Here is a 23649-nt window from a genome sequence, read left to right on the forward strand (position 1 = left end):
TTTCCAATGCTCCTTGCACTACTCGCCGACCTTTTTGCAGCCGTCTTTGAATTTCTCCCAACGGCTTTTTTCACATTCGGGCTTCATGTAGTAGTACTCGTCGTAATAATCGTCTTTGCTCTCAATAATAGTCAGAGTTTATACAGTTGTATTTTACTACAACTCCTAATAATATCTAAAATCTGTGAAACTTTTTCTTGGTTGCTTGGCAATTTTACACCTTCGTAAGTATATTGGTTAAAGATTCATTAATGGCATCATTATTTCCCAATATACTTCCATATCGGATACTTCAAGATTTTCTATGTCATCTTCCCCATTGAGGAATAGTGGTACTTTGTAACCCACACATTTATTGTGAGGCAAAACAAAATTGCCATTTGCCTCAAACCATTCAGTGAAGAACTCAGACGCCAAGCAAGCGTCATGATATTGTGGTATCTCACTATCATGGAAATTCACAAAGTTTTCTTCTGTATTAAGTATCTCTCCTGTACCTGGTTCAAATATCAAAACTACATCTCTTTGCGTATCAAGAGCAAAAATTCTTCCCAACCAGTCATACCCAAAGACACTTATTTGATTTTTGTATTTTGGAAATGATTTTTTAACTATATCATTCCATTTCGGTATACTTTTTTCATCAAAAATTCGATACATACCATTTAGGAAAGATTTTCCCCCCATCGTTTTTAAAAATTGTTCACTACTCTCAAAATCATATTGTTTTTCCTCTTTTACAAAATCCAAAAATTTTCTAAACATATTTCCTCCTTATTTCATACTGAAATCATCATTAAGATATTTGTTAAGTATCGATAACCCACTTTCAAAAATCTCCCAGCATTTATGTTTTTCATCAACATTGAAGCTAGGATGATATTCTTCATTTTTCAAAAGTTCCAAATTACTTCCATAGAACAACTTGTTATAAATATCGATGATTTCTTCATCATTATAGTCTCCTATAAATCCTTCATTTAGCGATTTTGATAAATCACTAAAAAAATGCCATATATCTATCAAAATTCGACAATTTTGCGATATTTCCACATTATTTATTAACTCGATAATTTCAGATAGATCAAAAACTGTTATTCCCTTTTCAAAAATAATATGTTCTTTATCCGCAAATGTATTTGCTTCTTCGACACTAAAAAAAACTAACAGTTGTTGATCAAAAAGTAATAACCCATCTTCATCATTGCTATACCATATCAAAAAATAAGTTAATCCATTATAAATGATTTTTGTCAAATAATATTTTGCCATAACTTTGCTCCTATTTTTTTGGATTAGTAAAGGCTCTGTCGCCATATTTTTTCAACCTATTATAATCAGATTTAGGACCAGTATCATAATTGCCTTTACCAAATGCTTCATCACATAAACGTTTTGCAAAATCTTTTCCAGATTCACTTATATAAGGACGTTCACCTTTAAATCGGCTAGGAATGTCTGTTGCTTTCTCTTTCCCTGTCCCAGATTTAGGAATTTTATATTCTTTCCCAGCATTATGCACCCAAATATTATTCTGTCCAACAAAGTAAGTATGAAAATCTTCTACCTGAAAATTATACACCTTTACGGGTTTATCTGTCAACTCAACATCAAAATTTTCAATTAAAAGAACATTTCCGTTTACATCAAGAAGTTCATCATCAACTATTAGTTCAGAAATTAATCTCCAATTAAGATCTATTAATCGCCAATGCCAAACTTTTCTCTATATTCCATGTTTGTAGCAAACAACTCGTCAAATGGAACTATTGATTTTGACGCAGTTTCAATGTTAACTTCTTCGGACCAAAGAAACGGATATATCAAAATGGATTTATCAAATTCCACATTCTTTGCAGATTCTCTCCAATTTGTCCACCTCATTGAACTATAAAATTCATCTATATTCCCCTGAGCGAGCCAGGCAATAAATTCAGAGTATCTTAACTCAAGGTCTTCCCAATCCAAAGTATCAGGAGCAAAATACCACACATCGCCTATGCCCTCATCAAATTTGCCTGAATTGATCGCAAATATACCGCCCACAACATCAGTGGCAACGATAAGCATTTGTTTGACCCTCTCAGGTGTACCGTTTTTAGACAGCAAATTTATTTTAGATATGCCTACCCTATCAGATGTATCACCGCCATAAAGTCTTATCCAATCATCAAATACAACTCCTGATGTGTTCAGCATGACAGCACCCATAGCAGACGCAGAAGTTATTCTAAGCATATCACATATTTTAGCACTGTATGACCCAGCACCATTAAATATCGTTACCCCTGTCTGTGACGTTTCAAACATTTCCTTGATCTCTAGCCACAGTTTATTATTTTCCTGCATTTTCATTAACCTCCATTAATCAACAATTATTATTTCAAATGTAGCCCCATCGGGGAGACCCCTTAGTTTATGCCCAATAAAAGAACCTGAACCTCTATTATCGGATCTTTTGATTGCACGAACATGAGCCCCTTTGCCTCCTTCTTTACACATTGCAAAAGGATACTCATCCAAATCCTTACCTGAAACTTTGCTAATTCCCTTTAGTGACGCTTTTATATTAGATTTTGCTCCACTTCTATTTATTGTAAGTTCCCTTGGCTGACCATTTTTTATTGCATCCTCAATGTGTTTTGCAGACTCTGGATACTTTTCTATTGATAATGTAATTTTGTAATCTGCGTTATGTACAAATATTCTAAACTCACCAACATGATAAGTATGGAAATCCTCCACCTGAAAATAATACACTGTAACAGGTTTCTCTGTCAACTCAATTGCCAAATTTTCAATTAAAAGTATGTTACCATTAGAATCAAGGAGCTCATCATTAATTTTAAGTTCACCTGCATTGATAAAGCCCTTATCTTTTACATAGAACGGGTGGTCAACTGATATATATTAAAATTATTATCTAATACCCGAAACAATCTCAGCCAGAAAATTCCATCATTTGTATAAATCATCAAATTCGCGAATATAATAGTTTCCAAGATATTTCGGATTACACATAACAATCAGTTTTTGAGCGGAAAGATCGGACAATTTATTTTCATTTTCATATTCTTCAAGTATACTGTATATTCTATCGGCATCTTTTATATAACCATTACTTAATAGATAGTCATGTAATTTAAGTAATTTATCTTTCATTTTAGATTTACCTCTCAATCGCACCATTGTATTTTCCACCGTCAGTAACAACTTGCCAACCGCCACCGCTCCTCGGTATACCATCATCAGCAATAACTGTCCAATCAGGTTGTGCAGCTACCTTTCCCTCAAGCAAAATCTGCGATCTTGTTAGTTGCACTGTGCTTTCAGCCATCGCAGTATTATTCGGCGGCAGTACCAAGTTATTAATTCTTTCTGTAGGAGTTACACCTGCAGATTCTCTTGTAACAAATACTCCAGATGCTTCTCCGGCATTTGATTCCGTAATCGTAAATGTTTCCCCTTCGAAACCTTCTCTTTTATAAATAGGTCCATCAAACGAATCTATAAGATTCTGAGCTGCTCGCTCATCTAATCCTCGTTCTTTTAATATATCCTTTACTTCCGATTGTGTAAGTTCAGTATACTTATCTGGTTCTAAGGAAGCGTAATTCTTTCCCGCATTATGCACCAACACGCCCAATGTACAAACATGATAAGTATGGAAATCCTCCACCTGAAAATTATACACCGTTGGAAACTTTGAGTTATCTGCGTAACTAATATCTAATCACTGTTACATAATTCCCACATATCCATAAACAAAGCATTCCCCACAGTCATTTGGTTAGTTTCTTCTCTGCCTTTAAACTTTTTTATACCTGGATATACTTCGTCCATATCATTAATATATAATCTTGAATATCCTTTTTCCTTGAGATAATTGCAAATCATTTCATCAACATCAAATTGCTTTTTACTATACGGCTCATTTCTGAATCCAGCAAGATATGAATCCATTCCGTCAGTATCAGGATTGGCAATAGAAAATTCATCTTGAAGGTAGAAATACTTAACTATCTTGTTTATTTGCAGCAGAGAAACATATTCAATTTCACCTTCTGAAAAAGAACACCTATTTACAACAATTCTAATCTCCGAAGAAGGCTCATTTAAATCAACAAATCTCTCAATACTTTCCGATTTGTTTTTTAATTTTTCCATTAGTTCATCAAGAAAATCAACTTTTTTTCTGCACTTTGAAGTAAATAATTCTGTATTTCCGTTTATGTATATATCTTCCATCGCTTTTTTTATATCATTTTGCATAAAATATTACCTCGTTATATCATTACTTTACTATTAAATCGTGTTGACCCGATGTATCAGCAGGTTTTGTATTATTAAAATCAAAATCTACCCCCCTTAAAGTCCTTAGCAGGAGAATATTTTCTACCAAAATTATGTACCAGCACACAAAAGAAGTCAACACGGTAGGTGTGAAATATTTTAATTAGACGTCTTACTGTAATATTTTTTTGCATCACTTAGGCTGACCTTTTTGATATAACGTAACTGTCAGTCCTTCCTCGCCCATAATTTCTTCGCCAATTTCTACTACGATATCTCTGCTTGGGAAAAGCGAATTAACTCTGAGTTGCCAAAAATACTGAATTGCCTTTGCAAACTCCTCAATATAGTCACCTGAACTATTTATAACGTCACATTCTTTGACTAAACTTTGCAATGACCAACTATTGACGAACATCTCAATATCTTTAGTATTTTTATAAAGTTTCCTTAATCCCATGATATTTCCATTATAGAACTCAGAAATAAATATACAATCATCAACTTCAATGATCTCTGGACAAAACAAACTTGCAAATCCAATTGCCATTTCAATATTGTATGAATTGGCAACATGATTCATTAAAGACCTTCCCTGTATTTTAGAGAAATCATGTAGTATCCTCTCATCAACTATGCTTTTATATATTTTCATTTTAATCACCGATTTTCTAATAATTCTCTTGGAACAGGACCAATTAATTTCATATCACGTGGATATAAGTGTCCGTTCGGAGCAATATCATAGACTCTTGCTTTGACTCTCTTTGTAGAAATATCCAAATTTAATCTACCATCCGCCCCATAAACCAATTTATGTCCACTCTCTGTATTCACATAGGTATTCGGCTGGCCTTCAAGAGGTCTTGAACCTCCACTTCTTCCACCAGTTCTTATTGTTCCATCATATTTAGTTTCCTTGATTTTTTGAATATCCAGATCAGATGTATTTTGTGTACGAGGATTTACATAATCATTTGCATTATGCACCAACACGCCCAATGTACAAGCATGATAAGTATGGAAATCTTCTACCCCAAAATTATAAACCTTAACAGGTTCTTCTGTCAACTCAACGTCAAAATTTTCAACTAAAAGAACATTTCCGTTTACATCAAGGAGTTCATCACCAACTATTAGTTCTCCTGCATTGACAAAGCCACGATTATTTACATAGAACGGGTGCGTTTCAGTTGAAGCAAGTACACTTACAGTTCAAATCGGTGTACCTGCAAAATCGTTGATAAAAATGTTCTGTAAATAGTAATTATATTATATTTTCAAAGGATTCTAAAGGTCCGTATAATGTATCTTCATAATACAATAGAACAATATTGTTATTTACAATAAGAAGCACATCTGAAGGATAACAAAAATCCGACCATTTTTCACAAAAAATAGATGCTGTAATGCTTATTGCTGAAGTATGATCATATAACAATGTTACTTTGTCTGAAATACTTTTTTCGAATAAACTCATTAATTTTTGTTGAGTTACTCTCTCCATTGATTCATCGCCCCAACCACAGTCACCTATGAAAACAGTCAGTTTATGATCAATCATCATTTGAACATATGAACTTTTTTGAAGTATTTCATTATCGCATATACTATTCCAAATTTCAACTGCTTTGTTTTCATTAACAACATTCATTTCTGATAGCTGCTTTGGAGAGAATAGCGCATAATTTTCGCTTGTATATCTCCAAGCATATTTAAATTCTTTTATATCCATATCTATTCCTCCCAAAATATATGTCCTGCAGAGCCATTATGTTTTCCCTTTGCCCAATCATGATAACAAATATGTGGCATGTTATATTCATTATCAATAGGGTGAATTTGATAATTAGATTTTGGCGCATTTGTTGCATATGTTTCTGCTTTAGGCAAATCAGGCATTGCTTCATTTATAAGTTGTTCCGCTTGCTGTCTATTTGAAGCAATATAATTGTTTCCTTTTTTCTAGCAGATCTTAATTCTTTAACTGCTTGTTTCCAAGAAGGAGAGCCTGGTTTATCAACAATGGGAATTTTTTCTTCTTCCTTGGCGGTACGGACAGTCTTTGTTTTATATTCATTACTTGCATTATGTACCAACACGCTAAAACCACTAACGTGATATGTATGAAAATCTTCTACCTGAAAATTATACACCTTGACAGGTTTGTCTGTCAACTCAACGTCAAAATTTTCAACTAAAAGAACATTTCCGTTTACATCAAGAAGTTCATCACCAACTATTAGTTCTCCTGCTTTGATAAAGCCTTGATTTTTTACATAGAACGGGTGGGTTTCAGTCGTTATGATCTCTTCGCCGTTGATCACCAAATGAATAAGCTTAGAATCTTCTCATATATAGGTTCAAAACGCAAGTTAGAAAATAGACAATAGTATGGTTTCAGAATCTTCTAATTCAACTCGAATATGTTTACTATCAATTTGATCTATTTTGCTCACCCACATTGTTTCTCCATCGGTGTCTCTTCCCCAAATTTTCCATTGATTTGATGATTTGTGATCGGTGGAAAATTCCTCAAATGGATCTCTTAAATAATAAATAATCACACCTTCTCCACCAACAGCACAGTATGTCTCATCGTCTGAAATCAAAGCAACATCTGGATCGCCATAGAATTCACCAATTAAAATTAATTGAGATGTTGCTTTTAATTTGAGAAATACTTTTTCATATTCATTTAGTATAAGATAATTATTACTTTCTGCCATTTGTTTCATTTCAACAATCACCTTAATCAATATTATTAAAATGTGTCAACTGATTATATTCAGATTTCGAAATACCTATCTGTTTTCAATTAACAAATTTATTATTTGGGATTTGATTTCCATTAATATCAGTGTATACTCTTTTTCCTGTTAAAGTTGTGTCTTCAATCCTAAAGTAATTACCATCTGTATCATATACTACTTGTTTCCCCGTTTTAGGATTATTATATATCTCCTTGCCGCTAAAAGCTGTGAAACTTTTTCTTGGTTTATGGGCATTTTATCACCTCCATATTGTTAAAGTAAAATAGTTTTAAATGCCGTCTGTCAGTTCAGCTATAAGTGCAATATGCTCACGCATTTTGACTTTTTTAAGGTTTTTTACAGACTCTTTTCCGCCAAGTGCAAGCAGCGGAACATATCCAAAGCACTCATCATACTCCAGTTCACCATATTTCTTAACTGCTGCGTTATACTTTTTGATAGTGAAATAATCGTCATCAAGGACGCCCTCTTCAACTTCCTCAAAAAAGTCCTCAAATCCAGTTGATATTATATCACTATCTTGATATCTATACTTGAGTATCCCGATATACTTGTTATCTTCCCATGTAATGATATCACCAAATGCTGTCGCAAATATCGGGATAGTAACTTCACCGTCAAAATATGACTGCTGCACAAGTTCGATATACTCGTTCGGGTCTATCGCTTTTAAGTAACCATTGTAGAATGTTCCCAAACCAAACTCTCTCCAAAAATCAAACAATTCTTCAGGCAATCTGCCCTTATACTGTTCGATTCGTGACACATCAATATCTCTGAATTTAACGTAATCTTTTAACATATAACTACCTCCATTTTTATCAGTCCTCCGCAGGTCTTAACATACCCAAGAACGCAGTAAATGAGTCTGCCACCTTTGACAGCACCCAACCTAAGTCCTCGCTCTCTTCGCTTTCAGCGTCTGCAAAATATATCGCACCATAATTATCGCCTTTGCCCAAACGCAGCAATATCTGATTATCAAAAGAATCACAGGCTATCGGCAGATATTCATCGGGGATAAGTTCCTCGTCCACCAAATTCTCGTATGACTCCATTATCTCGTTGTCATCATAGAAATAGTGTATATCACTGCCCTGCTCAAACTCATCCTCGTCGGAAGTTCCGTTCTCAATAAAATCGAACTCCACTTCATCCTCAGGCATTCCGCCGTTTGTTTTCAGCAAAAAGTCCTTATAGTCCTTTGGAAAGCTTAAATTCAGTTCACCCTCCATTTCCTTGATATCCTTGCTGCTTAGCTTTTCGCCAACTTCGACCAGTTTCATAATTATCCTCCTTTAAATTATTCCGTGTCTTATTTTAGTTGCTCCGCCCATATGATTAAATCCGCCACACCTTGGTGAATGGATTTTGGAAGGAACCATTAACACACTTTTTCCATCTTCCAAATGATGCCAAGTATAATCCTTTGGTAATTTTATACCAGTTTCATTACGAATGATTTTAACATCTTTTCTAAAAACACCAGTTAATTTTGCTTTCATTTTTATCGGATTAGGGTACTCTGGATGAGCAAATTTCTCGAACCTAGGATATAAATTTCCGCCTTTATTCTTTGTATACTTTACGGTTACATTTTTATTATCTATTTTTTTGTTATTGAAACACTACCATCCCTGTGATTTACTCTTTTTACAAAATTTTTAGATCTTTTAGTCGGCAAATTACATTCATTATGGACCCAAATTCTATTCATACCAACATAGTAAGTATGAAAATCCTCAAATGAAAATAAAATAGCACCTCCTCGGGGTGCTAGCGTGGTATCCTCCGGCATAGCTTCTCAGTGGTATATAAAAAACTAAGAAAGCTATGCTTTCAAACACCTTGCCCGCAATAACGCCGATAACTATAGTGCTGATAAGGTTAAGTAAAACCGTTATTCCCATATTAAATCCGTATTCATACAAATCGAAATCTCTTTCGGATATAATACCTTTTTCACATAGACGTTGCGTTATTTTGCAGGCAGTTTTCTTAAACATTAGAACTTACGCAGTTTCTTATAATCAGCAGGCAGTTCAGGCTGGTGAGTGATGAAAAGGCATGTAGAATTTACGTTTGATACAGTAACCAAAAGTGCCAATGCAACAAACACCTTACCCATTCTTGTGCTGAGTTTCATTAAATTTTTTTTCATATGATCTTATTCATTTCATAACAAGTTATGACTTGATTATACATAATATAAGAATAAAAAAAACGTAAATGTCAAAAAGAACGTCTTTTTTGTAAAAAAAAATAGAGGTAACTTATTGCTACCTCTATTTTTCATACATTATCACTGATGTTTCAAACCAGTTATCAGATACATCAGTTTTTAAAAGTCCTCCATATTTTTCCGCAATATTTTGAACACTCTTTAACCCTATTCCATGATTTATCTCATCATTTTTTCTTGTCCTTTTATCCTTGTGTATGATTCCGTCAAATGAATTTCCTACTAATATTTTAATGTAACCCTGCTTATAAACAATATCGATAGTTATCTTCTTTTCATCGTTCTCGCCCAGAAGGCTTAACGCTTCAAGTGCATTATCTATCAGATTACAAATAACAATATTTAAATCAAATGAACTAATAAGAATTTGCTCAGGTAGAACAACATGATAGCTTTTCTCAATACTGTTGTTCTCTAACGGTGCCAATTTGTAATTCAGAACACTGTCGATCGTTTCATTCCCTGAGTCGATAATAACATTATTACTATAAATATAATCATTGGTTTCAGCAAGGTAATCTTTAAGCTGATCGTATTTCTCAGCACTAAGCAAACTTTGCATGTTGATAATATGATTTTTCATATCATGCTTTAAAAATCTTATCTTCATCTGAGATTCCTGCATTAAATGCAACTGATTAAGATATGCCTTGTTTTGCTGCTCAATAACGTCAGTTTCATATTGTTGGGAAAACATATTTACCAAATTATCGTAAAGGTAAAGAATAACTATGTTCATCAATAATATGATAACGCTTAAAATCAACGATACGACATTGAGATCTTTTGCGACAAAGTAACCAACCATTATACTGCCAAGCGGAACAAATATCACAGTAATATAATACATTATTGGTAATTTTACAATTTGATCGCTGTATTTAAAATAGCTCTTAGCTATGATATTTACAAGTGTTAGAAGCACAATATTTGATACAAATCCCTCATCAAAAAAAACAGAGTTTATATTGAGCAAAGACTGTATAGCAACAACCGCTGTATCTACTACAATGGAAAAAACACATAACACAAATGCTGACAACAAAGACTTAAATAACGATACTTTATAGTACAAAAATATAAGAATAAATGGTATAATGTTTGACAGGATTGTAATAAGCCGATTGTCAAACAGTAAATACGCACAGCTATTTATAATGTAATAAAGTGTAAACAGGACGATGTCTGATTTTGCCGACTCTTTTTTCTTTTGTAAAAACACATTGGAAAACTGATAAGTGGCATATATGTGAAACACATTTGAAAACAAATAAAATAAAGTAGTCATATCATTCTTTCAACAGCTGTTCACTGACCTCCATTTTCTTATTAGGGCTTATCGGCAATTCCACTCGGTCTATGCCAATAAGGACGACTGAATGTGACGTGAATCTTTCAATATAATTCTTATTTACTAAATACGATTTATGAATACTGATAAAATCACTTAGACTTTCATTGTCAAGCAGGTTAGATAGTTTTCCGTAAAAGGTATATTGATTCGTAATAGTATGGATCACTATTGTTCTGCCTTGACTCTCAAAATAACAAATATTAGATACTATGATACTGTTTTTGACTTTATGTGCAGTATATTCAAACACCTTTTTTCTCTTAGCTTGATCCAAATAATAAGTTTCAAAAAAATCAACTATTCTTCTATAGGTAATTGGCTTTTTTATATAATCATAGGGCCTTATTTTAATGGAGTCAATAGCATACTCGCCATAAGATGTCACATAAACGATAGCAGTGTTGTCATTGGCATACAGTCCACGCAGTCTTTTCCCAAGTTCAATACCATTCATTTGTTTTTCATCATTATTTTTAAATTCAATATCGAGCAATATAACATCAAACGAGTTCCCCTTGAGATACTCGTCCATTAATTCCTCACAAGTATCAAATTCTGCATGATCAATTTCTCTGTCACATTGTATTGAATAATCTAACAAATACTTTGATAAACTTTCCTGCATATGTTTATCATCATCACAAATTGCAACTCTGATCATACGATCACCGCCTTTATTCGCCATTATACCAAACATTTTTCAGAAAATCAATACATATTTTATCAATTTTCTGGTATAATAGTTTACAAAACAAAATATAATTTTTTCGCAAAATCTGCACCTACAGGCAAAAAGGCAAAAAAGCAACGTAAAATCATGCATTATTTACTACCAATCAGATATTTCTGACGGCTAAAAACTTTTAAGCTACAAAATTAAGTTTTTCAACATATTTCTTTTTTGTATCAAGCGATGAGTGAACATAGCGGTTAAGTGTAATATTAACATTAGAATGACCTAGCAACTCGCTGACAGTTTTAGCATCAAAGCCATTCTCAATACAAACAGTAGCGTATGTGTGACGCAGTAAATGAAAATTAACGTTTTGGAAATGAACTTTAACCGTTCTTCTTTCCTGACTTCCGACGGTTCGCAGCGAAAAAAACAGATGCTTACTCCAGAAATTCATTAAGCTCTTCAAGCTCACGGTTTTTCTTTAAAAGCTCTTTGATCCGCTTGTTTGCTGCCTGAAGCTGCTGTGCGATAGTAAGTGACTCTCCAGGTGTACGTGAGCCTGCACCTGTGTCTATTTCCCCGATCCTCGCCTTTTGCACCCACGTCCCCAGCGTCCCTTTGGGGATGTGCAGCTCATCTGCTGCCTTGGTGCCAATCTCCTTTGCGAGCTTTATTGCCTGCTTTCGTTAAATTGTGTTGACAAATCCCATTAAACAAGGACTTTCGGATAAAGAAAACGGACACCAATCAAGATACGCATTGTATCAAAAATGGTGTCCTGTTATGGTGCGGATGACGGGACTTGAACCCACATGACCTTGCGATCACTAGCACCTGAGGGTAGCGTAACGACAGTGCGAGATAGCGCCCGATATCCGCCTTTATTTTACTTTACTATTCTCCCGTCACTTATCTCAATAATCCTGTCGCATTGTTCGGCGATTTTGGGATCGTGAGTAACTATCACTACTGTACGTCCCTGTTTATTCAATGATTTGAACAGTGCCATGATCTCCGCAGAGGTTTTGGTATCAAGCGCACCTGTTGGTTCATCGGCGAGTATCATGCTCGGTTCGTTGACTATCGCACGGGCGATTGCAACTCTCTGCTTTTGTCCGCCAGAAAGCTTATTGCAGGGCTTTTTCGCAAGTTCTCCAATGCCAACAGATTTTAATGCAGCAAGAGCCTTTTCTTTTTTATTTTTTATTTTCTGCTTTGAGAAATTGAGTGGAATCATAACATTTTCCAAAGCTGTGAAATCTTCTACAAGAGCAAAATCTTGCATTACCATGCCTATTTTTTCATTACGAATTTTTGCATATTGCTTTTCTGAAAGATTTTTTACCAGAGTTCCGTCAATAGTATATTCGCCTTCCTGATAATTGTCAATGCAAGCAAGAATATGCAAAAGTGTAGATTTTCCTGCTCCGGATTTGCCAATAACAGCCACAAGCTCTCCGTCATTAATCTCACAAGAAATTCCATGCAATGCTTCAAATTCGTTGGACTTTTTAGGGTTATATATCTTTGTTATGTTGTTAAGCTTAATCATAATTCCATCTCCCGCAACATATCTTTTATCTTCTTTTTCCCGATTATTAATATAGGCATAATCGATGAAACTATAATTGTAATTATCAGCCATGCTGCACATGAACAAAACTCATTTGTACCAAAAGCAACAATTGATCCGTTAAGCTTTCCACTGATCTTTAAAATATTGAAAAACAAATAAGCAAGAAAACATGAGAAGATACAGCAGCATAATACATTACACATCTGTATTAAAACACAGCCTGCCCTTGTTCCGCCGGAAATGCTGTATATGCCGTAATTTTTCAGCTGCCTGTTTGTACTTATAGCACTCATACTCAAAATGCTTGTAAAAATGAGTATGCTTATGCCGATTATAAGCGGTAATATCATCACCCTTTGCTCGTTTATCTGTTTTAAGCTTGTCTCGTTTATTTTTGATAATTTTATCCCTTTTATATCAAAATCAGCGCCTAACTGAGTGGTGAAATTTTCATATTCCTCATCGCTACGACCCTCTTTGAATTTAATAAGCGACATTCCGGGACAACCGCCTAGCTTTTGATTTTTTTCAGTAAGCAGGAGAATTTCATTTTTATGCTGCGCACTATAATAATTTGGATACAAAGATGAAGCGTCTGAAACTTCGGACATCAATGTATAGGCGTTAAAAACTTTAGCTCCATCGCAAAGCATTCCTACTATTTTAAAATTTAATTCCTTCTCACAATCTGACTGCGGATCGAAAACCACAGTTATCACATCGCCGACCTCATATTCATCACTATAGGATATTACTGCGTTAATTATGCCGTCTTCGCTGTCACATTCGCTTAACCATTTACCCTTTTCAAGGATTGGTATGTAATCATTGATGAATTTGTCATCATAGCTGTTGATATAAACGTACCTGATGTCATTTTTATAAAAGGCATTGCTATTGTTATAAAGTCCGCCAACTGAATTGAAGGAGTAAACCTCGTCAACATATTCAAAACCGCTTATCTCTTCAAGCAGAGGATAATTCGGTATGTCGATACTGCAAATTCCTTCTCCGTCTATATGTTCCTTTATCGGTGAATAAAACTTTGAGATATAGTTTATTGAGGACACACAGTAAACTATCAGTATCAAAGCTGCGGAAATTTGTAGGATTATAAAAATATTAAAAAATATATTACGTTCAAATTCCTTGATACCATATCTGATATATGATGCGCGCACCGTTTTCACCTCCGTGATTTCAGCATTTGCACTGGCGAACGCGAAATGCTGAAATAAATCATTATGTTTTGAGAAACGAAGGTCACAGCTATGTAGATCGCTGCAAGTAAAATATAGTTTTTCACTGAATATGCAAGAGTGACATACGGCAAAATACCGGCTAGTCCGGGAAGTATAAGAAAATTAAAACAAGATATACATAGCAGAATATTGATCGCACTATATATCATCATCTCGCTGACCATGATTCCTTTGAGCCTGTTTTTAGAACACCCATTGATCCTGAATATAGCCATAGTCTTTCGTCTAAGATCAATCACATATTTAAACAATGCCGTGATATTGACAGAAGATATGATCGCAATAACAACGCAGATCGTCATTTTTGTCTGAAAGGTTTTCAGCACCTCGGCATCATAAACCGGCATATCCGAAATTTCCTCATCGCTTATTCTGTCACCAAAGCACTTTTTGAAAATGTTAACAGCGCTGTTATATTCATTCTGATACAGAATCTGTTGTATTTTCACCTGCGGAAAAGTCGTAACTTCGGCATCTGATGAAAAAACCGTATACGGTATAAAATATCTGTCTCCCCAGGTTTTGGTGAATCCGATCACTTCAAAGGTTCCTTCAGGAAGATCGACAAATATTTTGCCGTCTTTATCATATGCCTGATAGCTGTAATCTTCAGGAGAAAGGTCGTCGTCATATCCGATCTCGCTGTCTATCTCTTTGTAACATTCGATCGGGGCTATACATACCTTAGCAGCTTTGTCATAATCTGTTTTACTGAAAGAGCTACCACTGTACCACCTTCCGTTAGTTTTCAGATTTTTTTTAATATCATACATTTCCCAGCCGTCATTATATGACAGGCAGACGTAATATCCGCCGCAGTCAAAATCTATGTACCCTATTTTATTCCCAAGCGCTGACCCCATCTCGTTAAGAAAAGTCAAAACCGATTCATTTGAAATTGGATTTTCCTCATCAATGTCGCTTTCAAAATCAAAGCTAATCCAATTCTTTTCTTCATCAATAGGCTCATCTGAAGCAATGTCCTTTATCTGCTGTGAATAATTCTGATATATCCCAAATGAAAAAATAATAAGCATCAAGCTTGTGATCTCACAGACCACAAACACAGCAAAGATAACCTTGCTGTGTCTGATAAACTGTGCAATGTTTTTAAGAATAAAAAACATATGCCCCGACCTTTCATGATTTATCCTACGTTTTTGCTGATTGTGGCAACTTTATTTGTACGTGAGGAATCACGATACACAATTACAGTATGTTTATAATTGTTTCCGCCTGAGCTTCTGTAATTTGAACAACCCTTGATGCCGATCGATCCTTTTGTACTGAGTGTCTTATATTCAGATGCTCCATCCAAATATCCGCCGTTAGAATAGTAAACATCAACACTGATTTTAGGATATTCTGTCAGCGATTGCTTATTCGTTGCCCTTGTTTGAACAAAATTGCCAGCTTCATAGTAATCCATTTTTGCATATGAATTACCATTGTATGTATAATTATAATTTGATTCATACGTTTGATCAAATGCCCCTACTGATACCATTGCAGTCGTCGCTATCGTGCTGAAGGCAATAATAGAAGCTATACCAATTGTAATAGTTTTTTTCATATTCATAAAAATTTCTCCTTTAAATTATAGCATTAATACCAAAAAATATCAATGCAAATCCTTTGTATTCAAACAGTTTCGTAAGCCTGCACAAATTGAATCGTGCAATATTGTTAAATATTTTAGTTCTGCATTGGAATCACCGAGCCTTTCTTCTTATATTGTATTTTCAGCATGACACTGTGCTACTATAAATCGTAATGGTCTCATAATCAGAACCATTATAGACCTTTGCGACTGTTTTAAGGCGGTATGTACCGCTGCTTAACGATGATTTAGACGTGGAATATATTGCTGTATATGTGTTGAAAGTTTTAGACCAGCTTGTAACATCTATCCACCATTTTCCACTCTTTTTCTCTAGTGTATGTGTAACAACCACTTTAGTTGTCTTATCTGAAAAACCCATTATCGTACTTTTGCACGAAGCAGTCTTATTTGAAATAGTCATACTGTTATAAATTTTTGAAGTGTATTTATAGTATTCTGTAAATTCACCTTCGACAGGAGTACTTAACTGAGGTTCAGCGCAAACAGATATGCCACCTCCACACACTATAATGGAAGAAACAAGTAACGCTAATAATTTTTTCATCTTTTATTATCCTTTCACAAAAAATAGAGTAGAAAGATCAAATCGACCTCTCTACCCTATATAACAATAAAAAATCAAATTAGTAAGACTATTTTTGTAACTTTGTAGACTTGCATAAATCTATAACAATTTCTTTGTCAAGATTGCTGGAAATTGACAATATATACCTGCCGTTATCCCAAATGCACGTCACATCAGTATCAGATTCAAAAAGCAAATATTCCTGACCATCGATTTCGATCTTCGTAAAATCCGTTCGCTCATTATCCATATATATCTTATGATCACCTTTGACATTCTGGTCAAATAAAATTCCTTTTTTGCCATTTGAATAAAAAACTGAAATACTATTATCTGTTTCACCATATTGAGTCTGTTCAAAACCGGCAGGCAACTTTGAAATATAATATTTTTCTTCAATAGAAGTCGGATAACCGTCGTCCGTTCCACTTTCGGTTGTTACAACGCTGTGATTCGAAAAGATTTTTATTATAAAATCATATACTGCATTACGAACCGCTTCGACACTTAACGCTGATGCAGATATCACGACCACTGCTAATATAATGCATGCAGCTCTACGGCCTGCTGTACTAACAAATCTAAAATATTGCTTCTTTTGCCTTGCAATAAGCTTTTTCATTTTCCTATTGAATTTGTCGCTGAATTCATGTTCGCCCGTTAAAGAGATCGAATTCATATCTTCATTAAAATCTTCATCAGATACATCTTTTAATGCCTGTAAAAACTGCAAATTTTCATTCATCAAGCATCCCCTCCTTTAAAATTATTCTTTTAAGATTATTTTTAGCAGTCCAATATCGCTGCTTGGCTGCTGCATAACTGATACCAAACGAATCTGCAATTTCTTTATAGTCCATTCCCTGGACGCATACAAGATAGAGTATATCTCTATCAGTTTTATTTAATTTCCTTATGAAATCAGACCATTTATCCTTATCAAATTCCGAATATTTATCGTCGTTAAAATAAATATCATCTTCGTATGGCAAATTCGATGTATTTTTTTTCTTTCGTAAGGATGTTGAAAGCTTTGTTCCTAACACTAATAACAACATATTTCTGCTTTTCGTAAGAAGTTAAATTGTTAACTTTTTTGAAATTCTTTGCAACAGAAAGAAAGACTTCTGAAACACATTCTTCCGCAAGACTTTCGTTTTTTAATATCTTATAAGCAATTATGTACGCTTTATTTCTACACTCTCTATACAGTACCTCAAAATCTGATACATCGTCATCATCAACTAATACCATATAAATCGGTAACATTTTGTCACTTCCTATCAATAAGTCAAAACATTTATTTTTCCAAAATTGAGTATATCACATCTAAGACCAATTTGCAACATTCTTATCGTCATTTTTATGATTATGCTTTTTTTGCCAGTACAAGAACTCAAACAAATAGATTTTAGACAAGGAAATATATTCTTATCGCATAAATAAAAATTATGAGGTGGCGTTTTACCACCTCATAACTTTGTGTAAATGCTAAAGCAAAAAGTCATAAAAGTTCTGGCTATTGTGTAATCATACAAACTTGAAAAAAATTTTTCAAATAAGGTTGTTAAGTCGTCAGTTACTTCCCCTATACAAGTATAGGGAAACTCGACAAATTATCAATTTCAATTTTGTGCAAACATATGAAATTTATAAAACCAAAATAAAAAAATCCTGTACTTTTTTCAAATTTGTTGCCGGTAATAATAAAAGATCAATTGAAGTGATCTGCGATATCCTCCGTCTCACACAGCCATACCTTTAATATAACATACTAAGTAATTTTAATATAGCAAAAGAAAGGGTGTATGCATACTCTCTATTCAAAAAGAAAAGTCATCAAATGCGTAATGAAATGGAGGTATTGTATTAAATTACTTGTCTGTCGCTTTCCATTTCTCTGCTATGAGTATAAACTTATTGATAAGCAAAAGCTATCAGAGCGTGACAGTAGTGACAGTAAAAACACTAGCGAAGTTACTGTCAACAAGCTGATTCAAAAAGTCTGAAAAGCCTTGTAAAATCTTAATTTACAGAGTGTGACGGTAAAATTCAAATAAAAGTTTTAATGTCAACCCAAATCAGCGAACGTGGGGCGATTTGTGGGCTAAAAAAATCAGTCGGGTAAGTTTAGCAGAAACTCACCAAAACCACAAACAAGCGATTTGTGAGCCGCTGTGGGCGATATGTGGGAGAGGTTTTAATTCTGATAATAAAAAGGCAGTTGTCAATCTGCACAAATACCGGATATGCAGCAGTTAAAGCAAAGTGAAATATTTCATTGCAAGTTAAAGTTTCGGGGTCACAGCCCCCTAAACGTTCACAGCGGACGAGCAAAGCTCGCCGCAAAAGTGCCGAAAATACGCAGTTTCAGCAAAATGATTGTGCATAATTTTTATGGGGTCATAAATTTGAGCTTTGAATGATTGAGGGGTCGTAAGTGCAAAAAACTGCGTGAAATCGGCATAATTGCGGGCGTTGTTGATGATGTCAAACGAAATTTTAAGAAAGGAATGATTAAAAATGATCAGTTTAAAAATCAGAGAAAAAGAAACTGAAAAGACAGTAAGGAGGGCGATAAAAATATGCCAAGACAAAGAGAAATCCCGAAAATCAATTCAGTCACTGTTATCTATAATGGCGACGGAAAGACATTTGATACCTTCATGGAGTCCATGATTAACGACTATTTGAATTCAGATAGTATGTCCAAATGCTCCGACTCCGATTTTATTGAAAAGGTAGAACTTGTTGATAAAACAGCGTAATCGCTGGACTTTCAGGTCGGCTTGTGGTAGTGTCAATCTGAACGAAGTTCAGATAGGTAACGCAGACACACCATAGCGTGCCTGCCGAATTTAAAGGAGGTCGATAAAATGAGAGCGTGGCTATACTACAGATTATCTCGTGACGAAGATGAGGAAATGAACAGTCTGCAAAATCAACGACAGATTTTAGTTGATTACGCTGAGCAGAATGGTTACGAAATCGTCGGAGAGAGCTTTGATGACAATGTTTCAGGAATGACGTTTAACAGAAAAGGCTTAGGAGAACTTGAAATTGCTGTTGACGAAGGTAAAATTGATGTAGTTCTGGTCAAGGATCTATCAAGACTTGGCAGACACCGTACTCAAACGGAACTGTTCATAGATCACTTGCGACAGAACAATGTCAAGGTCTATTCTGTGACTGAGGGCATTGATTCCAGTAACGAGAATGACGATTTGATGATTGGATTCAAGCAGATCTTCAACGATTTTTATGCTAAGGACATCAGCAAAAAAGTAAAAGCAGGTGTACGTCAAAAGCAGAAAGGAAAAGGTCTGATAGAGTCCTTACCCCTCGGTTACAAGCGTGACCGAAACACAAATACTGTTTTGGTAGACGATGAAACAGCTTGGATAGTGCAGGAAGTATTCAAGCTATACGTTGACGGCTACGGCTTGACCACAATCGCAAAGAAGATGAACGAACGTGGAATAAAATCACCAGAATACTATCAGCGCAGAAAGCTAGCAGATTGGAAACCCGACATCTCTAAAAAATACTTGTGGGTACAAACAGCAGTCAAACGCATTCTCACAAATGAATTATACATTGGCACAATGGTTAATCATAAGACAGTAACTTCAAAAATATACAAAACCAAAACTTTCATTCCGCCCGAAGAACAGTATCGCCATGAGAATTTCTGCGAACCAATAATTGATGAAACAACTTGGAAACAGGCACAGTTTTTACTGGAACAGCGTTCACAGATTAATCCACGTTCGCAAAATGGCAGGAATCTTCATCGCTATTCCGGATTAATAAAATGCTCCGACTGCGGGGCTTGCTTTGTAGCTCGCACAAGAAAATGGAAAGGCAAAGAGTACGTTGAATACACTTGCAACAGCGCACACCGCTACGGCAAGCAATACTGTACTCCGCACACAGTCCGTGAAAATCAGCTTGACGCTTTGATCGAAGATGAAGTCCGAGGACTTCGTGAAACGATACTTGCCGAAAGCGAACGCTACAACAAGATTGTCAAGGATTGGGTAAAGAAAAAGCCGCTGTATGAACGTCAGATACAGCAGCTCAACGATAAGATATTATCACTCCGACAGCAGATCGAAGATTTGATTATAGAGCGAATCGGCGACAGAGAACACGCACAAGTTTACAACAATATGATTACTAAGCGTGAAGAAGAAATATCCGCTATTGAAAAACGGATAACCGACTTGAGGGAATATGACAAAATCTGCAAACAGAGAAAAGAACAGCTTAAAAACACAACACAGATACTTGATGAAATCCTGTCCGAGGGTACGATTTCGGATATCAATCTAAGAATGTTAGTCAAGCGAATTTTCATTCATCAAAATGAAGATAAAAGTCTTGATATCAGATTCGAGATGAACGGAGAGTTTAATGGAACTGTCAGCGTGTTTATTGAGCCAACAGAAGAATTAGAAAGTGCATAGAAATTAAAACGAAATCCGCAGTATCGCCTGCGGATTTGTTCGTTACATATATGAATATATTAACCGACAGACGCATTAGCTATGGTAGTGCGTTTTAGCATAATATCAATTAAAAATTGTTCTTAGAGCCAGCGTGTCTGCCCATTTATTTTTACTGGAGCAAAAGAAAAAAGCCCGATAAAATCGAGCTTTTCATGGTGCGGATGACGGGACTTGAACCCACATGACCTTGCGATCACTAGCACCTGAAGCTAGCGCGTCTGCCAATTCCGCCACATCCGCATATAAAAATTTGAAACTTTTACTCGGCTCAAATCCAAAACCGAGGTGGGTGCTTATCACACTAATCCACATTTATGATGAACCGAAAAGCAGCCAAGCAAATAAATTCACTGTCGTTACGCTGCCTGAAGCTAGCGCGTCTGCCAATTCCGCCACATCCGCATATTTAACGTTGCTCAATGCAACATATATATTATATCATATTACACGTACTTTGTCAATACTTTTTCGCAGTTTTTTCGATAAAAGCGCCAAAAAATAAAGCCTGACTAAAAAGTCAGGCTGATTTTTATATCGGAATCATCACCCGTTTTTAAACTGCTCACTAAGAGCCTGATCACTCATGCCGAAAGTCACAAGCTTGCTGAAATACTTGTTCTTCATAAGCGCCTTGATAAGTATAACACCAACTATCGTTACGCATACAAATTCGCCTAAGGCTACCCAGCCCATGTTCACAAGAAGCGGCGTCTTGAAGACATATGTCAGTTCAAAGCCAACTATCACCGCATTTGATATCACCGGGAAAAGCGACGCAACTACAAGATTTACCTTGTTTCTCAGCAGATAGATAAGAACCGCTGCCACAACTGTTGCAAGCGTTCCAAATACTACGTCCACCATTCCGAGCGTACTGAATAGATTGACTATCAAACAACCTATAGAAAGCGAAATGATGTAATCCTTGTTGAAATAACAAAGTAGCATCAAAACCTCAGATATGCGGAACTGTACCTGTCCGTATGCAAGCGAGCTGCAAAGCATCGTAGCCACAACGTATATCGCTGCAATAAGTCCCATGTTTGTTAAACGACGTGCACTGAAAATTTCCATAAAAAAATCTCCTTGTTTTTATTTGTGAGTGGTTGATCTAGGTTACACTCTATTTAATTGGAAAATAAAATAACATAAAAAGGCTGCCGCCGAAACGACAGCCCGTTTATTTACGTTAATTTAGCTATTGATTAAGCCTTGCCAACAGAACCGAAGAGTTCCATCTTCTCCTTGACCTTAGCCTTGATAGCCTCGAAGCCAGGATTGAGAAGTTTTCTTGGATCAAAGCCCTTGCCCTGAAGATCCTTGCCCTCTTCAATGTACTTTCTTGTAGCTTCCTGGAATGAAAGCTGACACTCTGTGTTTACGTTGATCTTTGCAACGCCAAGTGAGATTGCCTTCTTGATCATATCGTCAGGAATACCTGTACCGCCGTGAAGTACCAGTGGCATATCGCCAACCTTTTCCTTGATAGCAGCAAGTGTCTCGAATGAAAGACCTGGCCAGTTTGCTGGATACTTACCGTGAATGTTACCGATACCAGCAGCGAGCATTGTAACGCCGAGATCAGCAATAGTCTTGCACTCGTCTGGATCTGCGCACTCGCCCATACCTACAACGCCGTCCTCTTCGCCACCGATAGAACCAACTTCACACTCAATTGAAAGACCAAGCTGATCTGCAACGTGAACGAGTTCAGTTGACTTAGCAAGGTTCTCATCAAATGGATAATGTGAACCGTCGAACATGATAGATGAGAAGCCAGCCTTTACGCACTTGTAGCAGCCCTCATATGTTCCGTGGTCAAGATGAAGTGCAACAGGTACTGTGATACCAAGCTCTTCGTCCATTGCCTTAACCATAGCGGCAACTGTCTTAAAGCCTGTCATGTACTTGCCTGCGCCCTCAGACACACCAAGAATTACAGGTGACTGCAGTTCCTGAGCAGTGAGAAGGATAGCCTTTGTCCACTCAAGGTTGTTAATATTGAACTGACCTACAGCATACTTGCCTGCAAGTGCCTTTGTCATCATTTCCTTAGCTGAAACTAACATTTTTTAACGACCTCCGTTATTTTAAATTTTCCTTTATTATTATACAACATTACTCCGCCAATTGCAATAGTGTGACATTAATTTAACAATTATGTAACATTTAAACCTCGTACATCTCGATGACCTTCTGAGCCACCTCGATCTTTGTGCATCTCTTATCCATAGCCTGCTTTTCAAGATATTTATGAGCCTGCTGTTCTGTAAAGCCAAGATACTGCATAAGTGAGCACTTTGCTCTGTTTATCGTTCTTATCTCTTCAAGCTTTTTGTGCAGTTTCAGGTTCTCAGACCTTATGCCCAGCATTCTTTTTCTTGCGGCACTGACAAATTTCATTGAACGGTAAAAATACTGTCTGCCTAGTGGCTTTGGTATCACCATTACGCCGAAATCTTCCAGTTTATCCGCAAGGATATCCGCATTTTCCGACTTTGCGATAGCCACACAGCTTGCGTCAGTTGAGGTGCAGACTATCTCCGCAAGCTCGTTGCCATATTCGTCTGACAATGGACAGTTTATCACGACACAGTCATAACTGCCTGACCCTACCGCACGCCTTGTTTCAAGACCCGTTGCGGCTATAGAAGTCTTGCAGGTGGGAAAGGTTTCTTTTAACAGACTCACAAGCATAGCTGTTGCCTTGTCATTGCTTGAAGCCACAAGTATCCTGTCCATTTCCCCACCTCCTTTTTTTAGCTTTCTCTG

At 35.9% G+C, this 23649-nt stretch carries 33 protein-coding genes, 1 tRNA gene and 2 pseudogenes; 2 read left to right on the forward strand and 34 right to left on the reverse strand.

Annotation, left to right across the window (positions count from 1 at the left end):
* Nucleotides 1-237: 237 nt before the first annotated feature.
* From KQH97_RS00080 to KQH97_RS00225, 30 genes and pseudogenes are all read right to left on the reverse strand, one after another.
* Nucleotides 238-765, reverse strand: coding sequence for a T6SS immunity protein Tdi1 domain-containing protein (locus KQH97_RS00080; RefSeq protein WP_216551983.1), 528 nt, complete (start codon nt 763-765; stop codon nt 238-240).
* Between the two features lie 9 nt (nt 766-774).
* A complete protein-coding gene (locus KQH97_RS00085) occupies nt 775-1272 on the reverse strand; it encodes a hypothetical protein (protein WP_216551984.1) in 498 nt (165 codons plus the stop codon).
* A 10-nt stretch (nt 1273-1282) separates the two neighbouring features.
* Entirely contained in the window at nt 1283-1702 is a 420-nt protein-coding gene (locus tag KQH97_RS00090) for a polymorphic toxin-type HINT domain-containing protein (RefSeq protein ID WP_216552052.1), read from the reverse strand.
* Nucleotides 1702-2349 carry a DUF2625 family protein gene (locus KQH97_RS00095; protein WP_216551986.1) on the reverse strand — a complete coding sequence of 216 codons (648 nt, stop codon included), beginning with the start codon at nt 2347-2349 and terminating at the stop codon, nt 1702-1704. The genes KQH97_RS00090 and KQH97_RS00095 overlap by 1 nt, the downstream gene beginning before the upstream one ends.
* A gap of 15 nt (nt 2350-2364) precedes the next feature.
* A complete protein-coding gene (locus tag KQH97_RS00100; RefSeq protein WP_367614644.1) occupies nt 2365-2907 on the reverse strand; it encodes a polymorphic toxin-type HINT domain-containing protein in 543 nt (180 codons plus the stop codon).
* A 51-nt stretch (nt 2908-2958) separates the two neighbouring features.
* The gene (locus KQH97_RS00105) at nt 2959-3162 is read right to left on the reverse strand and encodes a hypothetical protein (RefSeq protein ID WP_216551990.1); all 204 of its coding nucleotides are present in this window, start codon (nt 3160-3162) and stop codon (nt 2959-2961) included.
* 7 nt (nt 3163-3169) lie between these two features.
* Nucleotides 3170-3679, reverse strand: a complete 510-nt coding sequence (locus KQH97_RS08560; RefSeq protein ID WP_253286321.1) for a hypothetical protein — start codon at nt 3677-3679, stop codon at nt 3170-3172.
* Nucleotides 3680-3729: 50 nt separating this feature from the next.
* Nucleotides 3730-4272: a hypothetical protein gene (locus tag KQH97_RS00115; RefSeq protein ID WP_216551993.1), complete on the reverse strand. Its 543-nt coding sequence runs from the start codon at nt 4270-4272 to the stop codon at nt 3730-3732.
* Between the two features lie 214 nt (nt 4273-4486).
* On the reverse strand, nt 4487-4948 hold the full coding sequence (locus tag KQH97_RS00120; protein ID WP_216551995.1) for a hypothetical protein: 462 nt from the start codon (nt 4946-4948) through the stop codon (nt 4487-4489).
* Nucleotides 4949-4953: 5 nt separating this feature from the next.
* A pseudogene (locus KQH97_RS00125) lies at nt 4954-5490 on the reverse strand (polymorphic toxin-type HINT domain-containing protein); the annotation flags it as partial.
* Between the two features lie 70 nt (nt 5491-5560).
* Nucleotides 5561-6028 (reverse strand): hypothetical protein, encoded by a 468-nt coding sequence (locus KQH97_RS00130; protein WP_117925367.1) that lies wholly within the window; start codon nt 6026-6028, stop codon nt 5561-5563.
* 175 nt (nt 6029-6203) lie between these two features.
* Nucleotides 6204-6656 (reverse strand): annotated as a pseudogene (locus KQH97_RS00135) (polymorphic toxin-type HINT domain-containing protein); the annotation flags it as partial.
* A 12-nt stretch (nt 6657-6668) separates the two neighbouring features.
* Entirely contained in the window at nt 6669-7031 is a 363-nt protein-coding gene (locus KQH97_RS00140; protein ID WP_216551997.1) for a hypothetical protein, read from the reverse strand.
* A gap of 304 nt (nt 7032-7335) precedes the next feature.
* Complete coding sequence (locus KQH97_RS00145) at nt 7336-7869, reverse strand: T6SS immunity protein Tdi1 domain-containing protein (protein ID WP_117898093.1); 534 nt, start codon at nt 7867-7869, stop codon at nt 7336-7338.
* A gap of 19 nt (nt 7870-7888) precedes the next feature.
* On the reverse strand, nt 7889-8353 hold the full coding sequence (locus KQH97_RS00150; protein WP_117893104.1) for an SMI1/KNR4 family protein: 465 nt from the start codon (nt 8351-8353) through the stop codon (nt 7889-7891).
* 12 nt (nt 8354-8365) lie between these two features.
* Nucleotides 8366-8572: an HNH endonuclease gene (locus tag KQH97_RS08785; RefSeq protein WP_216551999.1), complete on the reverse strand. Its 207-nt coding sequence runs from the start codon at nt 8570-8572 to the stop codon at nt 8366-8368.
* 237 nt (nt 8573-8809) lie between these two features.
* On the reverse strand, nt 8810-9073 hold the full coding sequence (locus tag KQH97_RS08790) for an accessory gene regulator B family protein (protein ID WP_216552001.1): 264 nt from the start codon (nt 9071-9073) through the stop codon (nt 8810-8812).
* The gene (locus KQH97_RS00165) at nt 9073-9228 is read right to left on the reverse strand and encodes a cyclic lactone autoinducer peptide (protein ID WP_216552003.1); all 156 of its coding nucleotides are present in this window, start codon (nt 9226-9228) and stop codon (nt 9073-9075) included. The genes KQH97_RS08790 and KQH97_RS00165 overlap by 1 nt, the downstream gene beginning before the upstream one ends.
* A gap of 124 nt (nt 9229-9352) precedes the next feature.
* A complete protein-coding gene (locus tag KQH97_RS00170) occupies nt 9353-10597 on the reverse strand; it encodes a sensor histidine kinase (protein ID WP_216552004.1) in 1245 nt (414 codons plus the stop codon).
* A 1-nt stretch (nt 10598) separates the two neighbouring features.
* Nucleotides 10599-11324 (reverse strand): LytTR family DNA-binding domain-containing protein, encoded by a 726-nt coding sequence (locus tag KQH97_RS00175; RefSeq protein ID WP_181982743.1) that lies wholly within the window; start codon nt 11322-11324, stop codon nt 10599-10601.
* 202 nt (nt 11325-11526) lie between these two features.
* On the reverse strand, nt 11527-11793 hold the full coding sequence (locus KQH97_RS00180; RefSeq protein ID WP_216552005.1) for a tyrosine-type recombinase/integrase: 267 nt from the start codon (nt 11791-11793) through the stop codon (nt 11527-11529).
* On the reverse strand, nt 11777-11938 hold the full coding sequence (locus KQH97_RS00185) for a hypothetical protein (protein WP_181979667.1): 162 nt from the start codon (nt 11936-11938) through the stop codon (nt 11777-11779). Before KQH97_RS00185 ends, KQH97_RS00180 begins: the two co-directional genes overlap by 17 nt.
* 287 nt (nt 11939-12225) lie before the next feature.
* Complete coding sequence (locus KQH97_RS00190) at nt 12226-12891, reverse strand: ABC transporter ATP-binding protein (RefSeq protein WP_216552006.1); 666 nt, start codon at nt 12889-12891, stop codon at nt 12226-12228.
* Nucleotides 12888-14096: a hypothetical protein gene (locus tag KQH97_RS00195; protein ID WP_216552007.1), complete on the reverse strand. Its 1209-nt coding sequence runs from the start codon at nt 14094-14096 to the stop codon at nt 12888-12890. Before KQH97_RS00195 ends, KQH97_RS00190 begins: the two co-directional genes overlap by 4 nt.
* Nucleotides 14097-14101: 5 nt before the next feature.
* Entirely contained in the window at nt 14102-15304 is a 1203-nt protein-coding gene (locus tag KQH97_RS00200; protein WP_118124897.1) for an ABC transporter permease, read from the reverse strand.
* Between the two features lie 20 nt (nt 15305-15324).
* Nucleotides 15325-15756, reverse strand: coding sequence for a hypothetical protein (locus KQH97_RS00205; RefSeq protein ID WP_216552008.1), 432 nt, complete (start codon nt 15754-15756; stop codon nt 15325-15327).
* Between the two features lie 163 nt (nt 15757-15919).
* On the reverse strand, nt 15920-16159 hold the full coding sequence (locus KQH97_RS00210) for a hypothetical protein (protein ID WP_216552009.1): 240 nt from the start codon (nt 16157-16159) through the stop codon (nt 15920-15922).
* Nucleotides 16160-16433: 274 nt separating this feature from the next.
* Entirely contained in the window at nt 16434-17111 is a 678-nt protein-coding gene (locus tag KQH97_RS00215) for a DUF4367 domain-containing protein (RefSeq protein WP_178183698.1), read from the reverse strand.
* Nucleotides 17104-17358, reverse strand: coding sequence for an RNA polymerase sigma factor (locus tag KQH97_RS00220; protein ID WP_178183696.1), 255 nt, complete (start codon nt 17356-17358; stop codon nt 17104-17106). Before KQH97_RS00220 ends, KQH97_RS00215 begins: the two co-directional genes overlap by 8 nt.
* Nucleotides 17342-17635, reverse strand: coding sequence for an RNA polymerase sigma factor (locus KQH97_RS00225; protein WP_216552011.1), 294 nt, complete (start codon nt 17633-17635; stop codon nt 17342-17344). Before KQH97_RS00225 ends, KQH97_RS00220 begins: the two co-directional genes overlap by 17 nt.
* Before the next feature lie 1316 nt (nt 17636-18951).
* On the opposite strand from KQH97_RS00225, the gene KQH97_RS00230 reads away from it, so the two are divergent.
* Both KQH97_RS00230 and KQH97_RS00235 read left to right on the forward strand, forming a co-directional pair.
* The gene (locus KQH97_RS00230; protein ID WP_022286812.1) at nt 18952-19134 is read left to right on the forward strand and encodes a hypothetical protein; all 183 of its coding nucleotides are present in this window, start codon (nt 18952-18954) and stop codon (nt 19132-19134) included.
* Between the two features lie 108 nt (nt 19135-19242).
* Complete coding sequence (locus KQH97_RS00235) at nt 19243-20835, forward strand: recombinase family protein (RefSeq protein WP_117928158.1); 1593 nt, start codon at nt 19243-19245, stop codon at nt 20833-20835.
* Nucleotides 20836-21030: 195 nt separating this feature from the next.
* Here KQH97_RS00235 and KQH97_RS00240 read toward each other — a convergent pair.
* From KQH97_RS00240 to KQH97_RS00255, 4 genes are all read right to left on the reverse strand, one after another.
* Nucleotides 21031-21117: transfer RNA gene (locus KQH97_RS00240), tRNA-Leu, on the reverse strand.
* Nucleotides 21118-21420: 303 nt separating this feature from the next.
* Nucleotides 21421-21951, reverse strand: coding sequence for a QueT transporter family protein (locus KQH97_RS00245; RefSeq protein WP_038671335.1), 531 nt, complete (start codon nt 21949-21951; stop codon nt 21421-21423).
* Nucleotides 21952-22082: 131 nt separating this feature from the next.
* The gene (gene fba / locus KQH97_RS00250; RefSeq protein WP_038671333.1) at nt 22083-22946 is read right to left on the reverse strand and encodes a class II fructose-1,6-bisphosphate aldolase; all 864 of its coding nucleotides are present in this window, start codon (nt 22944-22946) and stop codon (nt 22083-22085) included.
* 100 nt (nt 22947-23046) lie between these two features.
* Nucleotides 23047-23619, reverse strand: a complete 573-nt coding sequence (locus KQH97_RS00255) for an ANTAR domain-containing response regulator (RefSeq protein WP_022288387.1) — start codon at nt 23617-23619, stop codon at nt 23047-23049.
* Between the last annotated feature and the right edge of the window lie 30 nt (nt 23620-23649).

Origin of the sequence: Ruminococcus sp. MSJ-25, assembly GCF_018917825.1 — a bacterium.
Taxonomy (GTDB): domain Bacteria; phylum Bacillota; class Clostridia; order Oscillospirales; family Ruminococcaceae; genus Hominimerdicola; species Hominimerdicola aceti.

Coding starts and splice junctions, on each gene's coding strand:
- KQH97_RS00080 (WP_216551983.1), bottom strand. CDS start 765: ATGTTTAGAAAATTTTTGGATTTTGTAAAAGAGGAAAAACAATATGAT.
- KQH97_RS00085 (WP_216551984.1), bottom strand. CDS start 1,272: ATGGCAAAATATTATTTGACAAAAATCATTTATAATGGATTAACTTAT.
- KQH97_RS00095 (WP_216551986.1), bottom strand. CDS start 2,349: ATGCAGGAAAATAATAAACTGTGGCTAGAGATCAAGGAAATGTTTGAA.
- KQH97_RS00105 (WP_216551990.1), bottom strand. CDS start 3,162: ATGAAAGATAAATTACTTAAATTACATGACTATCTATTAAGTAATGGT.
- KQH97_RS00115 (WP_216551993.1), bottom strand. CDS start 4,272: ATGCAAAATGATATAAAAAAAGCGATGGAAGATATATACATAAACGGA.
- KQH97_RS00120 (WP_216551995.1), bottom strand. CDS start 4,948: ATGAAAATATATAAAAGCATAGTTGATGAGAGGATACTACATGATTTC.
- KQH97_RS00130 (WP_117925367.1), bottom strand. CDS start 6,028: ATGGATATAAAAGAATTTAAATATGCTTGGAGATATACAAGCGAAAAT.
- KQH97_RS00140 (WP_216551997.1), bottom strand. CDS start 7,031: ATGAAACAAATGGCAGAAAGTAATAATTATCTTATACTAAATGAATAT.
- KQH97_RS00145 (WP_117898093.1), bottom strand. CDS start 7,869: ATGTTAAAAGATTACGTTAAATTCAGAGATATTGATGTGTCACGAATC.
- KQH97_RS00150 (WP_117893104.1), bottom strand. CDS start 8,353: ATGAAACTGGTCGAAGTTGGCGAAAAGCTAAGCAGCAAGGATATCAAG.
- KQH97_RS08785 (WP_216551999.1), bottom strand. CDS start 8,572: ATGAAAGCAAAATTAACTGGTGTTTTTAGAAAAGATGTTAAAATCATT.
- KQH97_RS08790 (WP_216552001.1), bottom strand. CDS start 9,073: ATGTTTAAGAAAACTGCCTGCAAAATAACGCAACGTCTATGTGAAAAA.
- KQH97_RS00165 (WP_216552003.1), bottom strand. CDS start 9,228: ATGAAAAAAAATTTAATGAAACTCAGCACAAGAATGGGTAAGGTGTTT.
- KQH97_RS00170 (WP_216552004.1), bottom strand. CDS start 10,597: ATGACTACTTTATTTTATTTGTTTTCAAATGTGTTTCACATATATGCC.
- KQH97_RS00175 (WP_181982743.1), bottom strand. CDS start 11,324: ATGATCAGAGTTGCAATTTGTGATGATGATAAACATATGCAGGAAAGT.
- KQH97_RS00180 (WP_216552005.1), bottom strand. CDS start 11,793: ATGAATTTCTGGAGTAAGCATCTGTTTTTTTCGCTGCGAACCGTCGGA.
- KQH97_RS00190 (WP_216552006.1), bottom strand. CDS start 12,891: ATGATTAAGCTTAACAACATAACAAAGATATATAACCCTAAAAAGTCC.
- KQH97_RS00200 (WP_118124897.1), bottom strand. CDS start 15,304: ATGTTTTTTATTCTTAAAAACATTGCACAGTTTATCAGACACAGCAAG.
- KQH97_RS00205 (WP_216552008.1), bottom strand. CDS start 15,756: ATGAATATGAAAAAAACTATTACAATTGGTATAGCTTCTATTATTGCC.
- KQH97_RS00210 (WP_216552009.1), bottom strand. CDS start 16,159: ATGGGTTTTTCAGATAAGACAACTAAAGTGGTTGTTACACATACACTA.
- KQH97_RS00215 (WP_178183698.1), bottom strand. CDS start 17,111: ATGAATGAAAATTTGCAGTTTTTACAGGCATTAAAAGATGTATCTGAT.
- KQH97_RS00225 (WP_216552011.1), bottom strand. CDS start 17,635: ATGTTACCGATTTATATGGTATTAGTTGATGATGACGATGTATCAGAT.
- KQH97_RS00230 (WP_022286812.1), top strand. CDS start 18,952: ATGCCAAGACAAAGAGAAATCCCGAAAATCAATTCAGTCACTGTTATC.
- KQH97_RS00235 (WP_117928158.1), top strand. CDS start 19,243: ATGAGAGCGTGGCTATACTACAGATTATCTCGTGACGAAGATGAGGAA.
- KQH97_RS00245 (WP_038671335.1), bottom strand. CDS start 21,951: ATGGAAATTTTCAGTGCACGTCGTTTAACAAACATGGGACTTATTGCA.
- fba (WP_038671333.1), bottom strand. CDS start 22,946: ATGTTAGTTTCAGCTAAGGAAATGATGACAAAGGCACTTGCAGGCAAG.
- KQH97_RS00255 (WP_022288387.1), bottom strand. CDS start 23,619: ATGGACAGGATACTTGTGGCTTCAAGCAATGACAAGGCAACAGCTATG.